Below are 17,226 nucleotides of genomic sequence, written 5' to 3' on the forward strand. Positions count from 1 at the left end.
TGTGACTTTTTAATAACGCATGATTGATTACGAGAGTAACAAATGAAACAATCGATATGTTTTTTTATCTGAATGACGATTCATTTTGTCGTCCTTGAGATGAAAAAATAACTATATGAGGTGAAGATATGACAACTTATTTTAATGTCGGTAAAATTGTGAATACGCACGGTATTAAAGGAGAAGTGAAAATCGTAAGAATCACTGATTTTGACGATCGCTTTACGCCAGGTCAGCGCTTATTTCTGTTTAAAAAAGGCAGTAACCAACCAGAAATCGTGACTATCAAATCACATCGTCAACATAAAGGGTTTGATATGGTGATGTTTGAAGAGTATAACAACATTAATGATGTTGAATTATTCAAAGAAGGGATGCTTAGGATTACTGAAGCTTATCAAACGCCGCTGGAGGAAGATGCGTATTATTACCATGAAATTTTAGGGTGTGAAGTATCAACGAGCGAGGGACGCGTTCTCGGTGAAATTAAAGAAATTTTATCTCCTGGCGCTAACGATGTCTGGGTAGTCAAACAAACAGGCAAGAAAGATATTCTTATTCCTTACATTGAAGATGTCGTTAAAGAAGTAGACGTTAACAACAAACGCGTGACCATTGAACCTATGGAAGGTTTGTTGCCAGATGAAGATTGATATTCTTACTCTCTTTCCAAGCATGTTCGATGGTGTCTTACAGTCATCGATTATGAAAAAAGCACAAGATAATGGTGTGTTTCACTACAACGCGATTGACTTTAGAGACTATGCTGATAACAAACACAATAAGGTCGATGATTACCCTTATGGTGGCGGTGCCGGTATGGTATTGATGCCGCAGCCAATATTTCGTGCGGTTGAGGCAATTGAGAAGAGTGAAGAAAAACCCCCGCGTGTGATTCTTATGTGTCCACAAGGTGAGCGTTATACACAGAAAAAAGCAGAAGAATTAGCGGAAGAAGAGCATTTGATTTTTATTTGTGGACATTATGAAGGTTATGATGAAAGAATTAGAGAGCATCTTGTCACTGATGAGATCTCAATTGGAGACTTTGTTTTAACTGGCGGTGAACTTGGTGCGATGGTGGTCATAGATAGTGTCGTTAGATTATTGCCAGATGGTTTAGGTAATGAAACTTCTGCAAAAGAAGATTCATTTTCTACTGGACTACTCGAGCACCCGCATTATACCCGACCAGCTGAGTTTCAGGGCCATATCGTACCTGAAGTGCTGCGTTCCGGTCATCACGGTAAAATAGATGAGTGGCGTAAAAAAGAATCACTGAGACGGACGTATTTGCGTCGGCCAGACTTATTAGAAACGTATCCACTCTCAAAACTTGAACAAGCCTTACTAGCGGAAGTTAAAGCAGAAGAAAAAAACAAATAAACAGCTCAAAAACCTTGTTTTTAAGCTGTAATTATGATATAGTAACTGTTGGACTTGAGCGAAAGCTTAAGTGAAAACGATGTTCCGCTGTAAGAATTCCTCTTATATGAACATGAGTGGAGAAGGAGTGTATACACATGCAACAATTAATTGCAGACATTACAAAAGAACAACTTAAGGATCGCCCAGTATTCAAAGCTGGTGATACGGTTAAGGTACACGTGAAAGTAGTCGAAGGTACACGTGAACGTATCCAGGTTTATGAAGGTGTCGTTATTAAACGTCAAAACGGCGGCATCAGTGAAACTTTCACTGTGCGTAAAATTTCTTATGGTGTTGGTGTTGAACGTACTTTCCCAGTACATTCACCACGTGTCGATAAGATTGAAGTTCTACGTCGCGGTAAAGTACGTCGTGCGAAACTTTATTACCTACGTAACCTACGTGGTAAAGCTGCACGTATTAAAGAAATCCGCTAATTTAACGAGAAACGATCAAAAAAGGAGCTTGAAGTTCAAGCTCCTTTTTTCAACGCTAAAATTGCAATTTATTGAGATCATGTGTCAAACGTACTGAAAATAAAGATGAGCCTATCATGAGAAAAGATAAGTAAACACCATAAATAGATCAATATTTGATACACTAAAGTAAATGCCGACGTTAACGCGTCACTTGCGGAGTGAGAGAAAAATGAAAAAAACATTAAGTCATTTGATGACAATTCTGGCGATTGTTTTGTCCGTCTATCTCATAAGAACATTTGTATTGACACCCATTTCAATCGATGGTGATTCGATGGAACCGACACTACATAACCGTGACTTCTTAATGATGGAGCGGCTATCGTACTATATTGATGAACCTGAACGATTTGATATTGTTGTTTTTCAGGCAACAAAACAAAAAGACTATATAAAGCGTGTTATTGGCTTACCCGGTGATACGATTGAATATAAAGATAATCAGTTATACATTAATGGTACAGAAAAACAGGAGTACTTTTTAACAGACCCGAATGCGTTTACGAATGATTTTACTGTGAACGATATCGAACCAGGTCATGAAAGTATTCCGAATGGTTACTATCTTGTATTAGGTGATAACCGGAGTAATTCAACAGATAGCCGGACGATTGGCCTTGTGCCAAAAGAAAGGATTATGGGTCGAGCGTTTTTACGCTACTGGCCACTAGATAATTTTAATATAGTTCGGTAAGGAGTGATAAATATGCCGATTCAATGGTTTCCAGCCATATGGCCAAAGCGAGAAGACAAGTGCAAGAAAAATTAAAACTTGTGGATTTTGTGATTGAACTGGTGGATGCACGAGCGCCATTTGCTTCAGAGAATCCGATGCTTAAACAAATTCTGAATCAAAAACCAAAAATGCGCGTCTTAATGAAAAAAGATCTAGCGGACCCAAAAGTGACACAAGCGTTTATCGATCACTTTAACGCGTCAGGCGAACGTGCGATTAGTGTCGATGTCAATCAAAAAGAAGACATTAAAAAAGTAGTAGAAACAGCTAAAATCATGGCACATGATAAGATGGAGCGGATGCGTAGAAAAGGCATCAAGCCACGTCCGGCCCGGGCAATGATCATTGGTATTCCCAATGTCGGCAAATCAACACTGATCAACCGTTTAGCTAATAAAAAGATTGCGAAAACAGGGGATCGTCCAGGTGTGACAACCAGTCAACAATGGATTAAAGTGAAAAAGGACTTTGAATTACTTGATACACCAGGGATTCTTTGGCCAAAATTTGAAGATGAAGTCATCGGTTATCGCTTAGCTTGTCTTGGGACAATTAAAGACCAAATTCTTCATATGGATGACTTAGCTGTCTTTTTATTGCGTTACTTAAAAGAACATTATCCACATGTCCTGATGGAACGATACCAAATTGAAGATATTGACCAAGACGTTGTACCACTTTTTGATCACGTTGGTCGCTTAAGAGGTGCGCTTGCCTCAGGTAATCAAGTCGATTATGATAAAACCGCTGAGCTAATCATACGTGACTATCGTTCAGGTAAACTTGGGTTAATTTCATTAGAACGTCCAGAAGACGCATCGCTATAGGTGCGTCTTTTGTCTATCTCTCAGTTAAATGAAAATAGTTCGAAGAATCGCGTTCACTTTTTTTTCAATACATACGATATAAACAGTAAGAGAGTAGGGGAAAGTATGAAGCAGGTAGAGTTAAGTAAACAACCTATTACCACAATCAAACAACTACTAAGTCAGCCAGTAGACGATGAAACATTAGCCATACTAGGCCAAGATGAACGTAAAGGCGTAAAAGAATTACTCCTGCGCTATGACAAAGTACAAAAAAAGCGCGCGCAATTAAAAGAAGACTATTTGCGTAAGTTTATATACGAGCAAGCGGTTAAAAATGAAGGCTATCAGCTGATTTGTGGAGTGGATGAAGTCGGCCGTGGTCCTCTTGCTGGTCCTGTTGTCGCAGCGGCAGTTATCTTACCGGAAGCATGCGACTTAATGGGATTGACAGACTCTAAGCAATTGTCATCAACAAAGCGTGAGTTTTTCTTTGAAGCGATTCAACAACAAGCGCTTGCTGTTGGTGTTGGTATCGTTTCACCGGATGTTATTGATGATATCAACATTTTAGAAGCGACTAAACAGGCCATGATTGAAGCGATTGATTCCTTGCCCCTCACACCGGATTATTTGTTGCTTGATGCGATTAAGCTAAATACGCTATCCAACAACAATCATTAATTAAAGGTGATATGAAAAGTATCTCTATTGCCTCCGCGAGTGTGATAGCCAAAGTGACACGTGACCGTATCATGGCACATTACGATGAAGAGTATCCGGGTTATGATTTTATTCATAATCAAGGCTACGGCACAAAGAGCCACCTAGAAGGGTTAAAAACACATGGGGTTACATCGATTCACAGACGATCATTTGCGCCTGTGAAGGCATATTTATGAGCGTTTAAGGGGAAGGGTGAGAGGATGCAAGTTCAAAGACAGTATGCTAATCAAACATTAAATCACGCGCAATCAAATAAAAAACTTCCGTTATCAAAAGGGCAAATTGTGAAAGGGACAATTGAACAATTGCATCTGGACCAAATAGCCACAATTAAAATGGGGCATAATCGCGTTACCGCCAAACTTGAAGTGCCGGTTGAAAAGGGCAAGAGTTATGTGTTTGAAGTTATCTCATCGGGTGACATACCAGAACTGAAAATGGTCGAACAACAAGCGGTAAAACATGATGCACCACTTGGAGCGCTTCTTAAAAAAATGGCGTTACCTGTAACGAAAGAAGCAGAGCAGCTATTGCGTCAGTTGTTAGCAGAAAACATCCCAGTTAAACCGCAGCAGTTTAAAGTAGCGTTAGATATTTATAAAGCGCAACCACAACCAGAAGTGAAGAATGCGTTAATGAGTATGATCAAACATCAATTACCGCTGTCGAGTGAAACGGTCGCATCATTTTCCCGGGTGATAACCGAGTCGACAGCTATGTTAGTCGATCAATTAATGCAGGCCTTAACAAATATGGCACCATCAGAAAAGCTAGCGCAACTGATAGATCAACTGTCAATGATTAAAACACCGATCACGTCACCTAATGAAACGACACCGTCTTTGACCGATAGGCAAATAGAGCAGGTGATGACGTTATTTAATCAAAAAGGTCTATCAATTGATCACACAACTAACATCCCAAAAGCAGTTGAACAATTACTTAAAAGTCAGATGGGATTAAATGAGCAAACAGCCCAACAATTAAAACAATGGGTCTCACTCGAACGTCTCCCACTCAATCAACAAGAACGACAAACGTTTTTGAACCAAAATCACGCCCAGATAAAAGAGGTTTTCCCTCAAGTTAATGTGTCAGACATCAACAATGAGGCGCTCGTTTCAAAAGAAATAATTCAAGCAACAGTGGCAAAAGTCTCTAATGAAAAGCTCATGTTGATCGAAAAATCACCGACAGAACAGATGCTTGGAACCGAGAAGTTGCAGACATTTCTTAGAGAAAACCCGTCAATATATCAAAAGGTATCGCAACAGTTAACGGGTAACAACCAACAGTTACTGAAACAATTTATTGAGAGTCCGAATGGTGAAACAAGTCAAAATATTCAGCAGCTATTGCGTCAATTGTTTGACCGTCAACTGACGCAAACGGACTTTAAAACACTTACACCACTTGTGAAAGAGACACAGTTACTTCAAACTTTGCCCGTTGAACATCAGTTTTTAGTAGGGGTTAAAGATTTCCTCTTAAGATCCGGACTAACATATGAGCAGCAATTAATGGATGGATCTGAACAGGGTGGGACCTTGAAACAACTCTTGCTAGATGTCCAACAATCATCTCAAACAAAGATACCGGCTCTAGATCAATTGATTCAATCATTGACGGATCAACAGTTATCGATTGTAAGGCAAGATGAACATTTTATTCATTACGGGATTGCCCTACCAATGACGACAGGGGAAGAGCAAGAAGTATATTTAGACATGTATGGACAAAAGCGAGAGTCGGGAGAACTCGATCCGAATTACTGCCATATCGCTTTTTATTTAACCCTTGGTTCATTAGGAGAAACCATTGTTGATATGGCGATACAAAATCGCTTAATCCAAGTGACGGTGATTAATAACCAAGAGGTAAGCGCCCTATTAGAACCGTTAAAACCGCAACTAAAAGAAGGTTTAGCGCGCATGGATTACCAATTGACCTCTATTCACCATCGCCCTTTTAAAGACAAAGAACCAACGGTGACTCATAATGAGATGTATCAAGCGACCATAACTGACCAAAAAAGATGGGATGTGCGGGCATGACAGAAGAAAAAGAGCGACCGCACCATTTAAAGAAAGCGATGGCGCTGCGATATAATGAAACCAAAGACTTAGCACCTGTCGTATCAGCTAAAGGTCAAGGCTATGTCGCAGAGGAAATCATCAAACGTGCACATGAAGCTGGCGTTCCCATTCAAGAGGATCAAAGTTTAGTTGAAATGCTAGGGCAAATTGACATTAATCAAGCAATACCTGAAGAATTATATCTAGTAGTCGCAGAAGTGTTCGCGTTCATTTATCATGTCGATCGGTCAAATGAAACGAACTAATCAACCCATTAAACGCGTAAAAATTTAATAATGAGGCACATACTAAGGAGGGTTTTTATTAAAAACGCCTCTTTTTTCTTTTTTAGTGCCCTATTTTAGTTTATATAAAGAAAACGTTCGTTTGCTTTAAGAAGACGTACTGTCGACATGAATATGACCGTGTCTTACACTAAAGAAAAAAGTCATTGGAGGCGTCTTATGTACAATCGTGAATGTATCATCTATTTATATGAAGAAATAGGGATTGGTAGGAGAAAGCTGTACCGACTTATTCAATTAAATCATGATGTCCTAATAGAAGCGATTATAAATCAACACCCATCAGTTTTATCGGTCTTAACAACGAAACAGTGTCAGCACATGACCAATCAAATCAAAAATGGATTCAAGACATTTATGAAACAATTATCAAATCGAACATGTAAAACATGGACCATACTCGATCAAGACTATCCGCACGTGTTTCGGACCATCCCAGATCCTCCTGTTGTTTTGTACGGGTTAGGGAAAGAACGTTTACTCCGTCATGTGAACCGAATAAGTGTCATCGGTTCGCGTAAACCAACGATTCATACAGAAAGAAGAATGCAGCAGTTACTCTTGCCGATTGTAAAAGACTTTGTGATTGTTTCAGGACTAGCGAAAGGCATTGATGGGTTTGCCCATCAATTGGCCGTTGATGCGGGTGGAAAAACAATTGCGATTATTGGCAGTGGATTTTCGTACCCATATCCTTATGAAAATCGGGCGTTGTTTCACGAATTAGCGACCCATCATTTAATTTTATCGGAATATCCACCAGAAACAAAACCGGCGCGATTTCATTTTCCAGAGCGTAATCGTCTCATCAGTGCCCTAGGATTTGGTACATTAATCATCGAAGCAAGGCAAAAAAGTGGCACGATGATCACGGCTGACCAAGCGCTAGAACAGGGGCGCATCGTGATGGCTTTGCCGGGTGATATTCTTAATCCGAATACAGTAGGGTGTCACACCTTAATCCAACAAGGGGCAAAATTGGTACAAAATACCCAAGATATTGTTGAAGAATGGCTTGAGAATAAGCTTAACTGGGAAATTATTAATCAAAATTCTAAGCGATAAAGAGAGAAATCTGGCCTTTTTTTCATTCTTCATTTGACAAATGCTAATCTTCTATTTAATAATAGTGGAGATTTCACAGATATTTTTAAGCATGAAAAACGAAACCTCTTGGAGGGGAAGAAATGGCAGATTATTTAGTAATAGTAGAGTCGCCGGCGAAGGCGAAAACAATTGAACGATATTTAGGTCGTAAATACAAAGTAAAAGCCTCAATGGGACACGTGATTGACTTACCAAAGTCTCAAATGGGTGTTGATTATGACAACGATTATAAACCAAAATATATTACCATCCGAGGCAAAGGACCGGTATTAAAAGAATTGAAAACAGCCGCAAAAAAAGCAAAAAAAGTTTACCTCGCAGCTGACCCCGACCGCGAAGGGGAAGCGATTGCTTGGCATTTAGCCCATGCCTTAAATATTGATGAAGATTCAGAGTGTCGCGTCGTCTTTAATGAGATTACAAAAGATGCGATCAAAGAATCATTTAAGCAACCGCGCTCGATTAATATGAATCTAGTAGATGCCCAGCAAGGACGTCGTATTCTTGACCGTCTGGTCGGCTATAATATTAGTCCATTACTATGGAAGAAAGTTAAAAAAGGCTTAAGTGCGGGTCGTGTTCAATCGGTCGCTGTTAAAATGATTATTGACCGTGAGAATGAGATTAAAAACTTTGAACCGGAAGAATATTGGTCGATTGATGCGAAGTTTAAAAAGGATGACGAACTATTTGATGGCCAATTTTATCGAGTGGATAATAAAAAAGTAGCGTTATCAACAAAAGATGATGTCGATCAAATTTTAGAGAAAATACCATCAAAAGATTTTGACATTGAGTCAGTGAAAAAACGTGAACGTAAGCGGAACCCGTCACTACCGTTCACGACGTCTTCGTTACAACAAGAAGCGGCGCGTAAATTAAACTTCCGAGCGCGTAAAACGATGATGCTAGCCCAACAGCTTTACGAAGGTATTGATTTAGGTAAAAAAGATGGTGGGATTACAGGTTTAATTACGTACATGCGTACAGATTCAACCCGACTGTCTGAAACAGCTCGTAATGAGGGACAGCAATATATTAAAGAGCAGTACGGTGAAAAATTCTTAGGTGCTGATCGAAAATCTAAAAGTAAACAAAAAACCCAAGATGCTCACGAAGCGGTTCGTCCGACAAGTGCTTTCCGGACGCCGGCCTCGTTAAAATCTGTGCTCTCTCGTGATCAATATCGCTTATATAAGCTTATATGGGAACGATTTACGGCGAGTCTTATGGCGCCAGCTATAATGGATACTGTTACGGTGACATTAAATCAAAACGGTGTGCAATTTAGAGCAAATGGCTCTCAAATTAAATTTAAAGGGTTTATGGAAGTATATGTAGAAGGTAATGACGACAATCAAAAAGATGAAGATCGCTTATTGCCAGAACTTGAAGAGGGGATGACCGTTAAAGCTGATAAAATCATCCCGAATCAACACTTCACGCAACCACCACCGCGGTATACAGAAGCGCGTTTAGTGAAAACGATGGAGGAAAAAGGTATTGGCCGACCGTCAACCTATGCCCCGACGTTAGATACGATTCAAAAACGAGTATGTGAGTCTTGATAATAAACGCTTTGTCCCAACGGAACTTGGTGGCATAGTGATGGATCTTATTGTTGAGTTTTTCCCTGAAGTCATTGATATTGATTTTACGGCTCAAATGGAACATGACCTTGACCGAATTGAAGACGGCGATATTAAATGGGTCAATCTCATTGATGATTTCTATCAAGGTTTTGAGAAACGCTTAACGAAAGCGGAAGCTGAGATGGAGAAAATCGAAATAAAAGATGAACCAGCTGGTGAAACGTGTGAAAAATGCGGATCGGAAATGGTGTACAAAATGGGTCGTTATGGTAAATTCATGGCTTGTTCAAACTTCCCTGAATGTCGTAACACGAAACCAATTTTAAAAGAGATTGGCGTCGCATGTCCGAAATGTAAGAAAGGTCAAATAGTCGAACGGAAGTCTAAGAAGAAGCGAACATTTTACGGATGTGATCAATATCCTGAGTGTGACTTCTTATCATGGGATAAGCCGATTGAACGGCCATGTCCAAAATGTAGTGAGATGTTAGTTGAAAAGAAAGTGAAAAAAGGCACGCAAATACAATGTTCAAGTTGTGATTATAAAGAAGAACAACAATCTTAAACGGTACTAGGGTACGCCTTCGGGCGTACTCTTTTTTGATTGTATCTGAAATCTAAACAGCAAACGGTCGTCAGTAAAGTCACAATCGTTTTAATTGATGCATTTGTGAGAAAATTCATTGACAATTATTTTAAACAACTATATAATTATCCGTTGGTAAGTAAATATACTTGACATAATGTCGCGGATCCAACAGTGAACGCGAAGTAACGACAAAATGTTAGACGATTCAGATTGTTAGAGCAATTCGGTAAATTAGTTGCTAAATGATGAAGAATATGGTACGTTTGATTTAATCGGTTGACTAGGAGGATATTTTTAATGCAAGCATTTTCAATGTATAAAAATCAGTTTAAAATGTATTTGCAAATCGAAAAAAATGCCTCTTATTATACGATAAAGGAATACTTACATGATATTGATCAATTTTTCTTGTTTATGCAGAAGGAACAAATCAATGAAATGAATGAAGTAGATGACGCATGTGTACGTCTTTTTTTAATGGATTTATACGAACAATCGCTTTCTCGTCGAAGTGTATCAAGAAAGTTATCGACGTTAAGAACTTTTTTTAAATTCATGGAGAGAGAACATTATGTATCAGATAATCCTTTTATGGGCACCCGATTACCGAAACAAGATAAAAAATTACCTGAATTTTTATATCAAGAAGAGCTTTCAAAGTTATTCGAAGTAAGTGACTTAACCGATCCATTAGGTCAAAGAGATCAAGCTCTGTTAGAGTTGTTATACGCGACAGGTATGCGTGTAAGTGAATGCCAAGGTTGATGTTAAAAGATGTTGATTGCTCACTTAATATCGTCAAAGTCTTAGGAAAGGGCAACAAAGAGCGATACATTCCTATCGGTTCCTATGCTGAAGTTGCGCTTACTCGGTATATTAATGATGGTAGACAGACATTACAACAAAATAATGAGACAGAAGCACTTTTTTTTAAATGCGAGGGGAAAATCGCTGACCACTAGAGGGATGCGATTGATATTAAATAAATTAACAGAAAAAGCCGCGTTGACGGTTCACGTACACCCCCATATGATCAGACATTCGTTTGCGACACATTTATTGAATGAAGGCGCAGACTTACGGAGTGTACAGGAATTATTAGGACATGCACATCTTTCTTCTACACAGCTTTACACACATGTAACGAAAGATAGATTAAAAGATGTCTATGATCATAGTCATCCGCGGGCAAAGAAGAAGTAAATGAGGTGAAAGAATGCCAGAACAATTTCATGCGACGACTATTTTTGCTGTGCGCCATGAAGGCAAATGTGCGATGAGTGGTGATGGACAGGTGACAATGGGAAATGCTGTTGTCATGAAACATAAAGCAAAGAAAGTGAGACGTTTATTTGGAGGGAAAGTACTTGCAGGTTTTGCAGGTTCTGTCGCCGATGCGTTTACATTATTTGAGAAGTTTGAAGCCTATTTAGAAAAATTCGATGGTAATTTAACCCGTGCCTCGGTTGAATTGGCGAAAGAGTGGCGCAGTGATAAAGCGCTTAGACAATTAGAGGCGATGTTGATTGTTATGAACAAAGACACCATGCTACTCGTTTCAGGTACAGGGGAAGTGATTGAACCAGATGATGACATACTAGCCATTGGATCTGGTGGCAATTATGCTCTTGCAAGCGGACGTAGTTTGAAGCGATATGCTAAAGATTTAACCGCAAGAGAAATCGCTCAACATGCTTTAACGATCGCTGGAGAGATTTGTGTTTATACAAACGATCAAATAGTCATTGAAGAATTAGTGTAGTAAAGAGGTGACAAAATGAAAAAAGAATACACACCAAAAGAGATTGTGAAAGAACTTGATCATTATATTATTGGTCAACGTCAAGCGAAACGTTCTGTTGCGATTGCACTTAGAAATCGCTATCGACGCATGCAACTAGCGGATGACTTAATCGATGAAGTGGTACCTAAAAACATTTTAATGATTGGGCCAACGGGTGTAGGTAAAACAGAAATCGCCAGACGTTTAGCAAAACTTGTAGGGGCACCCTTTATCAAAGTGGAAGCAACAAAATTTACTGAGGTAGGTTATGTCGGGCGTGATGTTGAATCAATGATTCGTGATTTGGTTGAGTCAGCTATTCGATTAGAGAAAGAAGAGCGGACATTGCTCGTACAAGACGAAGCAGAAGCGCTTGCTAATGAGCGGTTATTAGATTATTTAGCCCCAAGTGGTAAAAGAGGACAGAACGCAATTAAAAATCCATTTGAAATGTTCTTTAATCAATCTTCCAATCCGGAAGAAGACGATGAACCAACAGAAGATAAAAAGCAAAAACATGATCAGATGAAACGACAATTAGCTTTAGGTGAATTAGAAGATCATCTGATTACTATTGAAGTGGAAGAACAACTGCCGGGTATGTTTGATACTGGGAATAATCAAGGAATAGAACAGATGCAAGATATGTTATCAAACATGATGCCGAAAAAAATGAAAAAACGCAAATTATCCGTAAAAGAAGCGCGAGAAGTGTTAAAGCAAGAAGAAGCACTAAAGCTTATTGATTTGGATGACGTTTACCAAACGGCGTGTGATCGTGTAGAGAATACGGGTATTGTGTTTATTGATGAAATTGACAAAGTGGCGGGTCAATCTTCACGTGATGCGAACGTTTCGCGTGAAGGAGTACAACGGGATATCTTACCGATCATTGAAGGATCTACTGTCATCACAAAGTATGGCCCGGTAAAGACAGATCATATTTTATTTATTGCAGCGGGTGCCTTCCATATGTCAAAACCATCAGATCTAATCCCTGAGTTACAAGGCCGATTCCCTGTTCGAGTAGAACTTGAAAAACTGACGGTGGATGACTTCGTTAAAATTTTAACAGAACCTTCAAATGCGTTGCTTAAACAATACCAAGCGTTATTAAAAACGGAAGAAGTAACGGTGACGTTTTCTGATGAGGCAATTAGACGCATCGCTGAAGTTGCTTTTCATGTGAATCAAGAAACCGATAATATCGCGCGCGACGTCTGCATACGATATTAGAAAGACTACTAGAAGATTTATCATTTGAAGCAGATGCGATGGCTATGGTCGAGATTGAAATTACACCACAATATGTCGATGATAAGTTAGAAAAAATAGCAAAAGACAAAGATTTAAGCCAATATATTTTATAATAATGGAGGATAACTATGGAATTATTACTACGCGCAAGAAAAATTAATTCAATATTACAAGGGACAACGGGAAAGTCGGTTAACTTTAATGATGTAGCATCGACACTTCAAGATATTATGAGTGCGAATATCTTCGTCGTCAGTCGTAAAGGGAAGTTGCTTGGCTTCTCAATTAATCAACAAATTGAAAATCCGCGAATGAAAGCTATGTTAGAAGAACGTCAATTCCCGTTAGAATATACGGAAAGTTTATTTAATATTAAAGAGACCACATCAAATATGGATATAAATAGCCCATATACAGCTTTCCCTGTGGAAAATAAAGATTTATTTAAAGATGGCTTAACGACGATTGTACCGATTATTGGTGGCGGGGACCGATTAGGAACATTGATTCTAAGCCGCTTAAATACTGATTTTAATAATGATGATTTACTTTTAGCTGAATACGGTGCAACCGTTGTTGGTATGGAAATCTTGCATGAAAAGTCAGAAGAAATCGAACAAGAAGCACGGTCAAAAGCTGTTGTTCAAATGGCCATTAGCTCATTGTCTTATAGTGAGTTAGAAGCGATTGAACATATCTTTGCTGAACTTGATGGTAAAGAAGGTCTTTTAGTTGCAAGTAAAATAGCTGATCGTGTGGGTATTACCCGTTCAGTGATTGTGAATGCTTTGCGTAAATTAGAATCAGCAGGTGTGATTGAATCACGCTCTCTTGGTATGAAAGGGACTTACATTAAAGTCTTAAATGACAAGTTCCTTGTTGAACTGCAAAAATTAAAATCGTCTCAAAATTAAAGTGATTAAAAGTATGTCATTAAAAGTCAACATCGATCTCACGTATCGATGTTGACTTTTTAGTTTGAGGTATTTTATTGGTAGCATAAACGTCGAACTGTCGCCGTCTTATACTCAACTTAATAAAATTTCAGTCTAAAGATATAGGAGATTAAACTCATTCACTCATCCAGCCGTAACAAATATAAGAATGGGAGGAACAAATAGTAAATTACAAATCCTGATATTGACTATTTTTCTTAGGATTTAGCCTTTTGAAGAAAAATAATGCTAATGAGAAATAAAAATGATATAATATACCATGTGTTAAGACGGTGTAAATCGCGTTGCTATAATAAGGAATTTCATGCTAATGTTTAGGTGGAATAATACTAAAAAATACTAAAACAAATCCATAAAAAGTAAGATTAAAACGTGATGAAATTCAGATTAAAAACACATGAGAAAAAAATAAAAACGCAATGGTTATATGGACTTAAATACATTTTTTTAGATAGGTAAAAATGCGTTCTATGCCCTTGTTCTGGAATCGCTATCAAACATAGACAATCCCAATCTTTTCATCTACAATGACAAGAGATTACTATCTATGTAACTATAAGGAGAGAATTAGAATGACGTTTTTTAGTCGAACTTTTGATTCGCTGCAACACGGTTTAGATTATGCCGCGCTCAATAACAAAACAATTGCTAATAATATCGCAAATGTAGATACGGCGAATTACAAAGCAAGAGAAGTAGCATTTAAATCAATATTAAACAATGAATTAACAGCTAACATGCAAACAAAAAGAACACATGACAAACATTTCAACTTTAATGAAGTAAACAGTCAATTTAATGTGACAACGAACAACAGCACATCGTATAACCATAATGGGAATAATGTCGATGTCGATAAGGAAATGTCGAATTTGGCTACAAATCAGATTTATTACAATGCCTTGATTGATCGAATGAATGGACAATTTAATAGCTTACAGTCGGTTATTAGAGGAGGAAGTTAAGGATGTCAGTATTTAATGGTATGAATATAAGTAGTTCAGCACTTACCGCCCAGAGACTAAGAATGGACACCGTTTCTGCAAATATTGCTAATGCTGACTCAACGAGGGCGAGAATGAATGAAGACGGAGAGTTTGAACCATATCGCCGTAAAATCGTGAACTTTCAGACAGACTCACCAAGTTTAGGGATCAATTTTCCCGGATAAAAAGTGATGAGAATAAGAGTGTGAATGGTGTGAAAGTAGCAAGTATCACAGAAGATGATGCCCCGTTTGTTACTGTTTATAATCCAAATCATCCAGATGCAGATGAGGCTGGTTATGTACAAATGCCCAATGTCGATCCACTACAAGAAATGGTAGACTTAATGAGTGCCACGCGCTCTTATGAAGCAAACGTGACGGCGCTTAACGCGACAAAAGGCATGTTAATGAAAGCATTAGAAATTGGTAAGTAATTAAGGAGGTAAACTATGACGATTCAAACAAATTTCATCCAACCTATGACTCCTCCAACAATGAAAACGGACATGACAACTGAACCGAAGGCCAACAGTGCCTCATTTAAAAATGTGCTGACAGATGCTTTAAATGATGTGAATCAGTTACAACTAGATTCACAGGCTAAGACAGAACAACTCGTGAACGGACAAATTGATGACCTTCATGATGTGATGATTACAGCTCAAAAAGCTTCAGTCGGGCTGAATTTAGCTGTTGAAGTTCAGAGTAAAGTTATTACCGCTTATAATGAAATGATGCGAATGCAACTTTAATTTATAAGTGATTTTTATTGGTATGGAGGCGCAGAATGAAAGAGAAATTACAACAACTTAAAGAAACAATTGAAAACTTCTGGCGTCAACGTTCAACTAAACAAAAGGGATTGATGATTTCATCAGTTATCTTGTTTTTGATTATCGTTATTGGCGGAACCATCTTCTTTTCACGTACCCCAATGGTTCAGCTGTATTCAGACTTATCGCAAGAAGAGGCAGGACAAGTGAAAGTCGAACTCGATACACGCGGGATTGAACATGAAGTGCGTCATGGTGGAACCACGATTTATGTCCCAGAAGGACAAGCGGAAGGTTTGCTCGTCGAACTCGCAGCCCAAGGTATTCCGGACTCTGGTCAAATTGACTATGGGTTCTTTAGTGCGAACACGTCATGGGGTGTGACAGATAATGAGTTCGATATGATTAAACTCGATGCGATGCAATCTGAGTTAGGGAATTTATTGTCAGGGTTTTCAGGCATTGACCAAGCAAATGTGATGATTAACCTTCCGGAAGAATCCGTCTTTATTACGGAACAGACAGACTCAACATCCGTTGCTATTAATTTGAGCCTTGAGCCGGGGCATCAATTTAATAACGAACAAGTAAGGGCGCTTTATCATCTCGTTGAAAAAGCTGTTCCGAAACTTACTACTGATAATATCGTCATAATGGATCAATACTTTAATTATTATAACTTAGATAATGATAATATTAATTCTACGTCAGATGTGTTTGCGCAACAACAATCGATCAAAAAAGAAATTGAGCGTGACTTGCAACAGCGCGTGCAACAAATGTTATCCGTCATGATTGGACCAGAAAAAGTCATCGCAACGGTGACGGCTGACTTAGATTTCACGCAAGAAAATCGGGTTGAACAGCTCGTTGAACCCGTTGACGAAGAAGCAATGGAAGGTATTCCGGTTAGCTTAGAGACGATTCGTGAATCGTATGAAGGCGAAGGTGCGCTTGACGAGGCAGCTGCTGGTACAGGTGAAGAGGATGTAACTGAATATCCTGTTGGTGATGGAAGTGGTGTTGGTGAATATGAGCTAGAGCAAGATACCATCAATTATGAATTCAATCGTATTCAACGCGAAATTAGCGAAAGTCCTTATCGTTTGAGAGATTTAGGTATTCAAGTCGCTGTTGATAATACAAAAGCAACGACGGATGAAGAAGGAAATTTTGAACTGTTAACTGTAGAGGAACAACAACAGGTACAAGCAAGCGTTCAATCCATCCTCGATTCAATTATTACGACATCTATTGATGGTAATATCACGGATATAAACCCTGCAGAAAAAACATCCATCGTTTTCCAAACGTTTAACGGTATTTCAAGAGAGACAAATGAAGGAGGCTTTAACTTGCCTATGTGGGCTTATGTGGCGATTGGTGTCGTATTATTAGCGCTTATAGGAGTTATTGTCATCTTAATTATAAGAAAGCCTAAACAAACGACCGTTACAGGAGAAGGCATGTACATGTCTGAAGAAACAAGAACGACAGAAATACCGGAGATTGAAGAGCCAGAAGATACTGAAAGCTCTATTAAACGTAAGCAATTAGAGAAAATGGCGACTGAGAAACCGGATGATTTTGCGAAATTACTCCGCAGCTGGATTTCTGAGGATTAGG

At 38.7% G+C, this 17,226-nt stretch carries 13 protein-coding genes and 5 pseudogenes; all 18 read left to right on the plus strand.

Annotated features, from left to right (window positions below):
- Positions 1-128 precede the first annotated feature (128 nt).
- On the plus strand, positions 129-653 hold the full coding sequence (gene rimM / locus JCM19043_RS03075) for a ribosome maturation factor RimM (protein WP_062319895.1): 525 nt from the start codon (positions 129-131) through the stop codon (positions 651-653).
- Positions 643-1,386 carry a tRNA (guanosine(37)-N1)-methyltransferase TrmD gene (gene trmD, locus JCM19043_RS03080; protein WP_062319897.1) on the plus strand — a complete coding sequence of 248 codons (744 nt, stop codon included), beginning with the start codon at positions 643-645 and terminating at the stop codon, positions 1,384-1,386. The genes rimM and trmD overlap by 11 nt, the downstream gene beginning before the upstream one ends.
- Positions 1,387-1,523: 137 nt before the next feature.
- Positions 1,524-1,865 (plus strand): 50S ribosomal protein L19, encoded by a 342-nt coding sequence (gene rplS, locus JCM19043_RS03085; RefSeq protein WP_062319898.1) that lies wholly within the window; start codon positions 1,524-1,526, stop codon positions 1,863-1,865.
- A 211-nt stretch (positions 1,866-2,076) separates the two neighbouring features.
- Positions 2,077-2,601 carry a signal peptidase I gene (lepB, locus tag JCM19043_RS03090; protein ID WP_062319900.1) on the plus strand — a complete coding sequence of 175 codons (525 nt, stop codon included), beginning with the start codon at positions 2,077-2,079 and terminating at the stop codon, positions 2,599-2,601.
- A gap of 38 nt (positions 2,602-2,639) precedes the next feature.
- Positions 2,640-3,470: a ribosome biogenesis GTPase YlqF gene (gene ylqF, locus JCM19043_RS03095; RefSeq protein WP_369813737.1), complete on the plus strand. Its 831-nt coding sequence runs from the start codon at positions 2,640-2,642 to the stop codon at positions 3,468-3,470.
- Between the two features lie 105 nt (positions 3,471-3,575).
- Positions 3,576-4,351, plus strand: a pseudogene (locus tag JCM19043_RS03100) (ribonuclease HII).
- 24 nt (positions 4,352-4,375) lie between these two features.
- Positions 4,376-6,229, plus strand: a complete 1,854-nt coding sequence (locus tag JCM19043_RS03105) for a hypothetical protein (protein WP_062319902.1) — start codon at positions 4,376-4,378, stop codon at positions 6,227-6,229.
- Positions 6,226-6,516 carry an EscU/YscU/HrcU family type III secretion system export apparatus switch protein gene (locus tag JCM19043_RS03110; protein ID WP_062319904.1) on the plus strand — a complete coding sequence of 97 codons (291 nt, stop codon included), beginning with the start codon at positions 6,226-6,228 and terminating at the stop codon, positions 6,514-6,516. Before JCM19043_RS03105 ends, JCM19043_RS03110 begins: the two co-directional genes overlap by 4 nt.
- 198 nt (positions 6,517-6,714) lie before the next feature.
- Positions 6,715-7,620: a DNA-processing protein DprA gene (dprA, locus tag JCM19043_RS03115; protein ID WP_062319906.1), complete on the plus strand. Its 906-nt coding sequence runs from the start codon at positions 6,715-6,717 to the stop codon at positions 7,618-7,620.
- Between the two features lie 122 nt (positions 7,621-7,742).
- A pseudogene (topA, locus tag JCM19043_RS03120) lies at positions 7,743-9,819 on the plus strand (type I DNA topoisomerase).
- Between the two features lie 321 nt (positions 9,820-10,140).
- A pseudogene (gene xerC, locus JCM19043_RS18555) lies at positions 10,141-11,046 on the plus strand (tyrosine recombinase XerC).
- 13 nt (positions 11,047-11,059) lie between these two features.
- Positions 11,060-11,605, plus strand: a complete 546-nt coding sequence (hslV, locus tag JCM19043_RS03130) for an ATP-dependent protease subunit HslV (RefSeq protein WP_062319908.1) — start codon at positions 11,060-11,062, stop codon at positions 11,603-11,605.
- 15 nt (positions 11,606-11,620) lie between these two features.
- A pseudogene (gene hslU / locus JCM19043_RS03135) lies at positions 11,621-12,996 on the plus strand (ATP-dependent protease ATPase subunit HslU).
- Between the two features lie 15 nt (positions 12,997-13,011).
- Complete coding sequence (codY, locus tag JCM19043_RS03140) at positions 13,012-13,797, plus strand: GTP-sensing pleiotropic transcriptional regulator CodY (RefSeq protein WP_062319910.1); 786 nt, start codon at positions 13,012-13,014, stop codon at positions 13,795-13,797.
- 614 nt (positions 13,798-14,411) lie between these two features.
- Positions 14,412-14,804, plus strand: a complete 393-nt coding sequence (flgB, locus tag JCM19043_RS03145) for a flagellar basal body rod protein FlgB (RefSeq protein ID WP_062319912.1) — start codon at positions 14,412-14,414, stop codon at positions 14,802-14,804.
- 2 nt (positions 14,805-14,806) lie between these two features.
- A pseudogene (gene flgC, locus JCM19043_RS03150) lies at positions 14,807-15,261 on the plus strand (flagellar basal body rod protein FlgC).
- A gap of 15 nt (positions 15,262-15,276) precedes the next feature.
- Entirely contained in the window at positions 15,277-15,579 is a 303-nt protein-coding gene (gene fliE / locus JCM19043_RS03155; protein WP_062319914.1) for a flagellar hook-basal body complex protein FliE, read from the plus strand.
- 35 nt (positions 15,580-15,614) lie between these two features.
- Complete coding sequence (gene fliF, locus JCM19043_RS03160) at positions 15,615-17,225, plus strand: flagellar basal-body MS-ring/collar protein FliF (RefSeq protein WP_062319917.1); 1,611 nt, start codon at positions 15,615-15,617, stop codon at positions 17,223-17,225.
- The last annotated feature ends 1 nt before the right edge of the window (position 17,226 follow it).

This window comes from Halolactibacillus sp. JCM 19043, assembly GCF_001310395.1.
Classification (GTDB): domain Bacteria; phylum Bacillota; class Bacilli; order Bacillales; family Amphibacillaceae; genus Halolactibacillus; species Halolactibacillus miurensis.